This is a genomic window from Daejeonella sp., assembly GCF_044342615.1.
Taxonomy (GTDB): Bacteria; Bacteroidota; Bacteroidia; order Sphingobacteriales; family Sphingobacteriaceae; genus Daejeonella.
In genome coordinates this window covers 1-9,840 of record NZ_JBIIPN010000101.1, presented here as the reverse complement: position 1 = coordinate 9,840, position 9,840 = coordinate 1, and the positions used below count along the sequence as shown (strand labels likewise).

8 protein-coding genes and 1 pseudogene are annotated in these 9,840 nt (G+C 34.8%); 1 reads left to right on the top strand and 8 read right to left on the bottom strand.

Going from position 1 to position 9,840, the window contains the following annotated elements:
* A pseudogene (locus tag ACIQ0D_RS09275) lies at positions 1-196 on the top strand (LysE family translocator); the annotation flags it as partial.
* Between the two features lie 68 nt (positions 197-264).
* Here ACIQ0D_RS09275 and ACIQ0D_RS09270 read toward each other — a convergent pair.
* The 8 genes from ACIQ0D_RS09270 to ACIQ0D_RS09235 all read right to left on the bottom strand — a co-directional run.
* Positions 265-2,166 carry an amidophosphoribosyltransferase gene (locus ACIQ0D_RS09270; RefSeq protein WP_395804936.1) on the bottom strand — a complete coding sequence of 634 codons (1,902 nt, stop codon included), beginning with the start codon at positions 2,164-2,166 and terminating at the stop codon, positions 265-267.
* A 115-nt stretch (positions 2,167-2,281) separates the two neighbouring features.
* Complete coding sequence (locus ACIQ0D_RS09265) at positions 2,282-3,766, bottom strand: NADH-quinone oxidoreductase subunit N (RefSeq protein ID WP_395804934.1); 1,485 nt, start codon at positions 3,764-3,766, stop codon at positions 2,282-2,284.
* On the bottom strand, positions 3,766-5,361 hold the full coding sequence (locus tag ACIQ0D_RS09260) for a NuoM family protein (protein ID WP_395804932.1): 1,596 nt from the start codon (positions 5,359-5,361) through the stop codon (positions 3,766-3,768). Before ACIQ0D_RS09260 ends, ACIQ0D_RS09265 begins: the two co-directional genes overlap by 1 nt.
* A 55-nt stretch (positions 5,362-5,416) precedes the next feature.
* Complete coding sequence (nuoL, locus tag ACIQ0D_RS09255) at positions 5,417-7,456, bottom strand: NADH-quinone oxidoreductase subunit L (protein WP_395804930.1); 2,040 nt, start codon at positions 7,454-7,456, stop codon at positions 5,417-5,419.
* 1 nt (position 7,457) lies between these two features.
* The gene (gene nuoK, locus ACIQ0D_RS09250) at positions 7,458-7,763 is read right to left on the bottom strand and encodes an NADH-quinone oxidoreductase subunit NuoK (RefSeq protein ID WP_395804928.1); all 306 of its coding nucleotides are present in this window, start codon (positions 7,761-7,763) and stop codon (positions 7,458-7,460) included.
* On the bottom strand, positions 7,760-8,293 hold the full coding sequence (locus ACIQ0D_RS09245; protein WP_395804926.1) for an NADH-quinone oxidoreductase subunit J: 534 nt from the start codon (positions 8,291-8,293) through the stop codon (positions 7,760-7,762). Before ACIQ0D_RS09245 ends, nuoK begins: the two co-directional genes overlap by 4 nt.
* Before the next feature lie 2 nt (positions 8,294-8,295).
* The gene (locus ACIQ0D_RS09240) at positions 8,296-8,877 is read right to left on the bottom strand and encodes a 4Fe-4S binding protein (protein WP_395804924.1); all 582 of its coding nucleotides are present in this window, start codon (positions 8,875-8,877) and stop codon (positions 8,296-8,298) included.
* A 49-nt stretch (positions 8,878-8,926) separates the two neighbouring features.
* On the bottom strand, positions 8,927-9,840 hold a 914-nt coding region (locus ACIQ0D_RS09235), incomplete at its 5' end, for an NADH-quinone oxidoreductase subunit H (protein WP_395804923.1).

The following is a 9,840-nucleotide window of genomic DNA, read 5'->3' as shown; positions in this document are numbered from 1 at the left end:
CATACTACCATTTTATGGATCAATTCTAGTCACACAGTTTAGCCTTGATGTGCTTAAAGCTTATTATGCAAATAAATTGAGATATAAAATCAAAGAAAAGACTATCTCTAATCTTAATAAAATTGCGGGAGTTTTAATTCTAATATTTGCAGCAAGAATAATTTATAATCTCATAATAGGCCATTCATTAATTTAAAATTAGAGACCACAAACAAAAAAAGGGATTACAGTTAAAATTCAATCCCTTTTTAAGAATGTTTTTTCTTAATAAGCTCTTTGATTTTTACCTTCAACCCAATTCATAAAGGCTTTATTAACCACCTTATTACCTCCAAGTGTAGGATAATTTCCAGAGAAATACCAATCACCTAAATGTGCAGGGATAGCTTTATGAAGGTTATCTAGTGTTTGATAAATAACTTTGACTTCTGCATTGATATCTTTAGGAGTAATAATTTGGGCTATTCTATCCGAAATTTCCTGATCTGTAAAAGGACTGTAAATATCTTGAACATGATTCTTAACCTGCTTATTACCAAGTTTTTGGGATTCAAGGCAGTTTTGATAAACGCGATCAATTAGGTCTGTCATTCCTCTTTCTTTTAACAGAGAAATAGTTGCTTCAAATGCTACAAATTCACCCATTCTCGACATATCAATACCATAGCAGTCGGGATATCGGATTTGAGGAGCTGATGAAACAACAATAATCTTTTTGGGACCTAAACGATCTAATATTTTTAAGATACTCTGCTTTAGCGTGGTACCTCTAACAATTGAATCGTCAAGAATTACCAAATTATCAGTACCCTTGTTTATCAATCCGTAAGTGGTATCATATACATGCGCCACCATATCCTGTCTATCAGCATCTTGAGTAATGAATGTACGAAGCTTAACGTCTTTAATGGCAATTTTTTCAACTCTAGCAGTTAAACTTAACACATCATCAAGCTCAGCGTCGGTAATTTTATCGGCACGATTTAATAAAATATCTTTTTGATAGTCCCGAAGGTAATTATGAACTCCCTCTACCATCCCATAAAATGCCACTTCTGCAGTATTGGGGATGAAGGAGAATACGGTGTTTTTAATATCGCGATTAATGGCATCAAATATCTGCGGACAAAGATTTAATCCAAGTTGTTTACGTTCTTTATAAATGGAGGCATCGCTACCTCTAGAAAAATAAATGCGTTCAAAAGAACATGATTTTTGTTCTTCAGGTTCCCTAAATTGCTCTTCCGTAATTTTACCATTCTTTTTTATGATTAAAGCATGACCTGGTTTTATTTCTTTTACTGATTCTAGGGGAACATTAAATGCTGTTTGTATTGCTGGACGCTCGGATGTTACAATCACAATTTCATCGTCATGATAGTAAAATGCAGGTCTAATTCCCGATGGATCACGCATTACAAAAGCATCTCCATGACCTAAAATTCCACTGATGGTATAACCACCATCCCAAGTTTTTGCTGAGCGACGAAGTATTGAAGCTACATCAATATGTTCTGCTATTTGGTGACTAATTTGTTCATTAGAAAAACCTTCATTTTTATATTTATCGAAAAGAATCTGATTTTCATCATCTAGGAAGTGTCCAATTTTTTCGAGAACGGTAACTGTATCTGTACGTTCTTTTGGATGCTGACCCAATTCGAAAAGCTGTTCTAAAAGCTCATCTACATTGGTCATGTTGAAATTACCACTAACGACCAGATTTCGAGTCATCCAATTGTTTTGACGTAAAAAAGGATGGCAACTCTCAATACTATTTTTACCATGAGTACCATAGCGCAAATGTCCCATTAAAACTTCACCGGTAAAGCTTATATTTTCTTTAAGCCATTCTGTATCTTGAAGTAACTCTGGTGATTCTTTATGAACATCAGCAAACTTTTTCTGTACATATTCAAAAATCTCTGCAACAGCATTGGCACCCATTGCTCTATGGCGACTAATATATCGCTTTCCAGGTTGAATATCGAGTTTAATCGTTGCAATACCTGCACCATCTTGTCCCCGATTATGCTGTTTTTCCATTAATAAATACAGCTTATTTAGTCCGTAAAGGGCCGTACCATATTTTTCCTGATAAAAAGATAGAGGTTTTAAAAGACGGATAAGTGCTATTCCGCACTCATGTTTAATCTGGTCGCTCATAAGATATTCTGAGATTGTAAAAATAGAAATTTAAACGCTAAGTATCCAACGAAAAAATACTAAAAATGATCTAATATGGAATTAAAATTAAAGTAGCTAAGATTAACTCGCATGCTTATAAAAACTGTTCAATAAGTGATGGGAAAACAATTAATAATAGTAATAAGAAAGCCAAGAAAGCACTTAGATAAGTTTTGGGAGAAATACTTGTTTTTATTTCAGTACCTATAGATTCTCTCAAATAGGCATTTAATGGGATCTTAAAATAATAAAATAAGGAAATCAAAGTGCTTAAAGCTGCAACAATAATCATTATTAAAATCACAGACGAGCCGGAGCTATTGTAGGCGTCTAAGGCAGCAGAAAACACAAAAAACTTAGCTGTAAAACCGGCGGTTGGAGGCAATCCTGTTAGTGAAACAAGTACAATTACGAAGCAAATCATTAAAATACTTAATTGTTTACCTAAGCCAGAGTATTCATCAATATTTTGTTTTGCAGTTTGATCTTCTATTTCATCAAGGATTAAGAAGGCAGCCATATTCATGATTACATAGATAAACATATAAAAAATGAGAGCCTTATAGCCTTGTCCCGGTAATACAAAAAGCGCCATAAACATAAAACCTGTATGTCCTATCGATGAATAGGCAAGCATCCTTTTAGAATTGTTTTGCCATATTGCCGCAAAATTCCCAAGAATCATACTTACTATAGCAATCATTGCCAAAACAGTAAAAATGGTATTTGAAGCTATGCCTATTGCTTGCAGAAGTATCAAAAACTTAATCAAAACAGCAAATCCCGCTATTTTGGGCCCCGTAGATAAAAATGCTGTCACCGGACTTGGTGCTCCTTGATAAACATCAGGAACCCAAAAATGAAGAGGAAATGCAGATATTTTAAAGGCGATTCCAACAAATACTAAAGTTAAGCTTAGTACTAAGGGCAATTGAGATAAATTTTGAAGGCCAGTAATAAATGATGGTTCCAATAAATAAAGTGAACCTGTAAAGCCGTAAAGTAAAGATAATCCATAAAGCATAATGGCAGAGGCCACTGAGCCAAACAATACATATTTTAAAGATGCTTCACTTTGTTTTGAATCTTTGGAAATATAGCCAACCATTAAATAAGACCCCAAAGAAACCATCTCTATTGAAAGAAATAGCATCAATAAATTAGAAGACATGGCCATTAAATTCATTCCAAGATGAACGGCTAATAAAATTGCATAAAGATCACCAATACCCTTTTCATGTTCCTGTAGCGATTTATTAAATCGTATAAACAGAAGAAAAATCAGGCTGACTAAGCAAAAAAGGATTTTAAATAGTACCGAAAGGTGATCTAGAACAATCATTCCTCCGAATAAAACCTGAGGTTTTAAATTCAAAAGAGTAAAATTTTGGACTAAAACAATTAACACAATAGCCATTGACAGGCCAAAGCTCAGTTGAGGGAGCTTTTTAGAGAAAAATAAATCAAGTATTATAACCAATAGAAATCCTGCCACCAAGGCTAGTTCAGACCCAAAATAAGCCAAACTAGCGAGCGTATCATTAATCGATGAAGAAATGAAAGGTATAAACTCAACCATTAGTTTAAAATTAATTGAACAAATGCTAATATTGATGCATTCATCTTATCAAATAATAATGATGGAAAAATTCCGAGTGCTAGAGCTAAAATAGCTAATGGGACTAAGGCAATTTTTTCGCGCATAGTCACATCTTTCAGTTTTGACAACCAATCATCGCCTCCTTTTAATTGAGTTGGACCAAAAAACATGCGTTGAAGAGTCCAGAGAAAATAAGCAGCACCCAATAAAATTCCAACAGAGGCTAAAACTGCCATCCAGCGCGGTAGAAGTCCGTTAACTTGTTCCGAGGTGAATGCACCAATTAAGCTAAAAGCTTCGGCCATAAAGGCAGAAAATCCGGGTAAGCCAAGAGAAGCAAAAAAGGCGATCATCACAAAAGCAGTGAACTGGGGCATTATTTCAGCCAAACCACTAAAATTTGCAATATCACGATCGTGCACACGCTCATAGATCATTCCTACTAAGAAGAAAAGCATGGCTGATAATGCGCCGTGGCTAATCATTTGAAGCATGGCACCACTAATACCTTCGCTGGTAGATGATGCTATACCTAAAAGCACAAAGCCCATGTGAGATACTGAGGAATAAGCAATTAAACGCTTTAAATCGGTCTGAGCTAAGGCATTTAAAGCCCCATAAAGTATAGAAATCACACCAATTAGTCCGATCCACCAAGCCGATTGCATAGCTGCATCTGGGAAAATACTATAGCAGATTCTGATAATTCCGTAGCCACCAACCTTTAATAATAATCCAGCAAGAATAATAGAAACAGGTGTAGGTGCTTCCACGTGAGCATCGGGCAACCAGGTGTGGAGGGGAACAATCGGAACCTTTATAGCAAAGGCAATAAATAAAACAATGAAAGCTAACAAACGAGCTGACATGCCAAATAAATTATTTTTGGCTAAAGCAGAAAAAATAGATCCATCCGCGTAATTTGAAGGATCCATCATCAAAATCATGTTAAAGGTATGGTTGCCACTAATAGGGTCAGAAACTGAAAAATAAAGACCTATGATGACCAAAAGCATGAATACAGATCCAAATAGCGTATATAAAAAGAATTTTATAGCAGCATATTCTCTTTTAACACCACCCCAAATCCCGATAAGGAAATACAGAGGCAGCAGCATTAATTCATAAAAAATATAGAAAAGGAAGAAATCTAAGGCACAGAAAACACCTATCACAGCGGTGTTTAAAAGAAGGAACAATGAAAAATACGCTTTTAACTTAGTTTTTATTTCCCAGGAGGCTAGGGTTGCAACGAAGGTAACAAGTGCTGAAAGAATTAAAAATGGCATCGAAATACCATCAATCCCTAGAAAATAATCTATCTCTAACTTACCGATAGTGCCGAGATCTAAACGAATCCATGACAGCTTTTCTACCCATTGGAATTGAGATTCATTATTTATACCCGCATTTATGGAAGAACTATTAAAGTTAAGATAGATAAATAGGCTTAAAATAAACTGAATCAAACTTACTCCGAGAGTGATGTATTTAAACTGATTTTGAATCCGATTGGGAAGGATTAGAATCAGCAAAGCAGCTACAAGCGGTAAAAAAATTAAAAATGATAACATATCTAATTGTTCCCCCCCGAAAAAGCTATAGCAGTGATTAATAATTTGCTTAAGGTCATAAAAAATAAGTTAAAATGAAAAATGAAATCAATAGCAAGAGCATTGTTGTTAAATACTGTTGCAATTTACCGCTTTGAGTGCTTTTTGCTAGTCGGCCGATAAGCTTAGCCAAACTTCCTGTAGCATTTACTAAGCCATCAATTAGGTTTTTATCAATCCATGAACTAATTAATGAAAGCAATCTGACCAATGAAGCCGATTTTAAAACCAGTGCATCAATAACCTTTTGATCAAACCAATAAGATGTTTTTGAAAGCTTTTCAACATTAGCGATGAAAGCCAAACTGTATAATTCATTTAGATACCATTCACGCTTTGAAAAACGATAAAAAATACCTTTTCCAAAACCATTAAAATTGTCCCTCTTTACATAAAGTGAATAGGCTAAAGCAATTAAAACAATCGTTCCAAATGTTAAAATAATTGGAATAATCCAATGAAAAAGCTCATTTTTTTGAATATTAGAACTCGGAAATGCGTTCAAAATCCAAGAATGTGCTGAAGAAAAGGGATTGACAGAAAAAACTAAAAACAAACAGAAAAATGCTAGCACTACTAAAACGTAGGTCATTTTTTTAGAAGGATCTTTTATTTCCTGAACCTGCTTTAAACTTAATAAGTTAGACTTTACAAAAAACACTTTAAAGAGCAATCTACTGATATAAAAAACTGTTAACCAACTAGTTAACACCATTAAATATGGCAATGTTTGGGATATACCACTTCTGTTTTCTGCCCATTCAAATGCAGAAACAATAATAGCATCTTTTGAAAGAAAAGCAGAAGTAAAGGGGAGTCCGATAAGTGCTGCAGAGGCCAAACACATAGCCAAAAAAGTAAGGGGCATACTTTTACGGAGTCCTCCCATCATTCGGATATCTTGATAATCAAAATCTAAGCCTAGTTTATCGCGGTAATGATGAAGCTGATGAATTATTGATCCGGCTGCTAAAAACAAGAGGCACTTAAAGAAAGCATGAGTTGTTAAATGAAAAATGCTTTCAGAATAGGCACCAATTCCCATTGCCATGACCATAAATCCTAATTGGGAGATGGTAGAATAAGCTAAAATACGTTTGATATCGTTTTGAGTTAGGGCAATAGTTGCGGCCATAAAGGCCGAAATAGCACCTATAAAGACCATCATATTTAAAACAAAGGGATCAAAAATTGGATAAACTCTAGCAATTAAAAATACCCCTGCAGCAACCATAGTGGCAGCATGAATGAGTGAGGAGACAGAAGTTGGGCCTTCCATCGCATCTGGTAGCCAAGTATGAAGAGGAAATTGAGCAGATTTAGCCATGGCACCAATAAAAAAACCTATTCCTGCAATAGTAAGCCATATTTCAGGGATTTGCTGAGTACCGAATACCCAAAGATTATCTTTAATTATTGAGACATTAATTAGTCCATTTTCACCAAAAAGGATAGAGATATCAAGAGTATGAAATTGACTAAAAACAATCATTATCCCAAGCAAGAAGCCTATATCCCCTATTCGGTTCATTAGAAAGGCTTTTTTTGCCGCTTGAGATGCCGCATGTTTAGTAAACCAAAATCCTATCAATAAAAATGAAGAAAAACCAACAAGCTCCCAAAATAAATAAATTAGTAAGAGATTATCTGAAATAGAGAGGGCGAACATTGAAAAACAAAAAAGACCCAAATAAGCCCAATATCGGTGAATATTAGGATCGTTTTTCATGTATGATCGAGAATAAATATGTACTAGGACAGAAATTCCTGAAACCAGGCTGATCATCAGCAAGGAAAGATTATTTAGTAAAATACCCGCTGTAAACTGAACTTCGCCAATTAAAAACCAATTTAATTGATAATGAACTGGTGCCTTATTCCAAATTAGGGATACTAAATAAAGAGAAAGTATAAAAGCAAGAGAAATATTAGCAAGAGCTAGATTTTCTCCTCCACCTTTTTTTCCGAAAATTATTAAGATAAAGGACAAAAAGGGCAATAATATCAATAAAATTGAAAGTAAAGCAGCAAATTCTGAAAACTCTAGTCCCGCCATTTTAATTTCTCAGATTATCAATTTTTGAAGGATCAATTGTTTTAAAGTGTTTATACACATTTAAAATAATTGCTAAAGCAACTGCAACACCTGCTGCCGCAAGAACTATTGAAAACAAAGCGAACATTTGTCCGCCACCATCTATTTTATCATACTTCCCAAAAGCTACAAAATTCAAAATAGCGGCATTTATCATAAATTCAATGCCAATAAGTACTTGAATTGCATTCTTTTTGGTTAATACAGCATATAAACCCATAGAAAAGAGGCAGGCACCAATGATTAAAAAGTGTGATAATGGTATCATATCTTTTTATCCTTTCTAGCCAAATGCGCGGCACCAATTAGTGCCATCATTAAAAAAACCGACAATATTTCAAAAGGAAGTAAGTAAAAGGTCATACTTTGAATACCGATTAAATGAATCGTATTTTCATTTTTAGAAATCGGGCTAGCCGTTTTAATCCAATCCAATTGAGAAAAATTAAACTCCAAAAATATTTGAAGCAAAATAAATAAGAATGCCAGCGAAATAAAAATTCCAACATAATGCTTGACTTTAAATACCCTTTTTACTGGCTCAATGGCAGTTAAAAGTTCTTTATTGGAGAGCATAAATGCAAATAACATCAATACCAAGACACCTCCTGCATAAAGTACTACTTGCGTTAATGCAATAAAATCTGCTAGTGCAAACACGTAAATTGCTGCCAGTGAAAATAGAGTAACGAAAAACAAAAATATACTTCTAACTAAATTTCGACTTGTCACCACCATAAGTGCTGAAAGCAGTAAGAATGTAGCAAAAAAGTAGAATATCAATTGTTCTGCATTCATTTCTAATTGTTTTTGGGATTGATGACTGCCTGTTTTGCTGCAAGTCGTTCAGCATTGAGTTTTTCAAGTGCTAATCTCTTTTCATTCGCTTCTTCAGTGGTCATATCCGAAAATTTATAGGTCATTTCACTTAGATCAGGCATACTTCTATCATAAGTATCGGTCATAACAAGACATTCTGTGGGGCAAACGACGGTGCACAAACCACAATACATACATTTTGCCATATCGATATCAAACTTCGCAGCATACAATCTTTTGGTAGTACCATCAGAGGTTTTACCAATTGCTTCAGTAGATTTAATACTTTCAATATCAATACAATCAACAGGGCAGACTTTGGCACAGAGATCACAAACGATACAGTCGTCCATTTCTACATCCAATTGATAGCGTCCAACATCCGGAACTGGCAATTTTACATGTGGATATTGAATAGTGTTTATACCAGAATTTTGGGCAAAGTAATTGGGATCAGATATAGCCTTCACATTTCTGCTTTCTGTGGCAGCAAAGATATGACCTAGCGTTAATCTTAAGCCTTTAATAACTGTTTTAAATACATTAATTACTGTTTCTACCATTCTCTTTGGCTAAAAATTAAAGCCTTTATAATTAATTATTTCAATCTTTTTACATCATTGTTAATCGCCAAATACCGGAAATGAACATACACAAAAAAGCGAGTGGTGTTAATACTTTCCAACACAAACTCATCAGTTGATCTACACGAAGGCGTGGCAAAGTCCATCTTAACCAGATTTGAACTGCTACAACAGTTAATGTCTTTAGCAAAATCCAAAAAATACCCCAAGCCATACCCGTTGTCCAACTTGCTAAAGGTAACTTATAAATATTGGGCAGCGGACTATTCCAACCGCCAAGGAAAAGTACTACGCCTATCATACCGACTAAAAACATCATGGAATATTCGGCTAAGAATATAAAGGCAAATCTCAAACCTGAATACTCGATATGAAAGCCACCAACAAGTTCGGATTCAGCTTCAGGAATATCAAATGGAGCACGATTACACTCAGCTAGAGATGCAATAAAATAAATAATGTAGGCTAAAATAAGATGTGGAGCTTGAAAAATATTCCAAGCTAAAAATCCGCCAAGCTCCTTCACCTCCCAAATACCGAAAAATTTAACAGATTCTAATGAGAGAATACCTTGTTTAATCGTGATTTCTTGAAGATTTAACGACTGAGAGATCATAACAACCGATAAAAGAGATATGCCTACAGGTATTTCATAAGAAACCATTTGAGCTACTGATCGCATAGAACCAAGCAAAGCATATTTATTGTTTGAGCCCCAGCCTGCCATTAAAATTCCAAGTGTTTCAACAGATAAAATAGCAAAAATATAGAAAAGTCCGAGGTTTAAAGACGCAGGTACAAGTCCCGGAGCCCATGGCAGCGCAGCAAAACCTAAATAAACCGAGACAAAAATAATGATTGGAGCTAGTACAAAGAGAAATTTATCAGCAGCTTTAGGGATAATAAATTCCTTTTGAAGCATTTTCAGAATATCAGCAAATG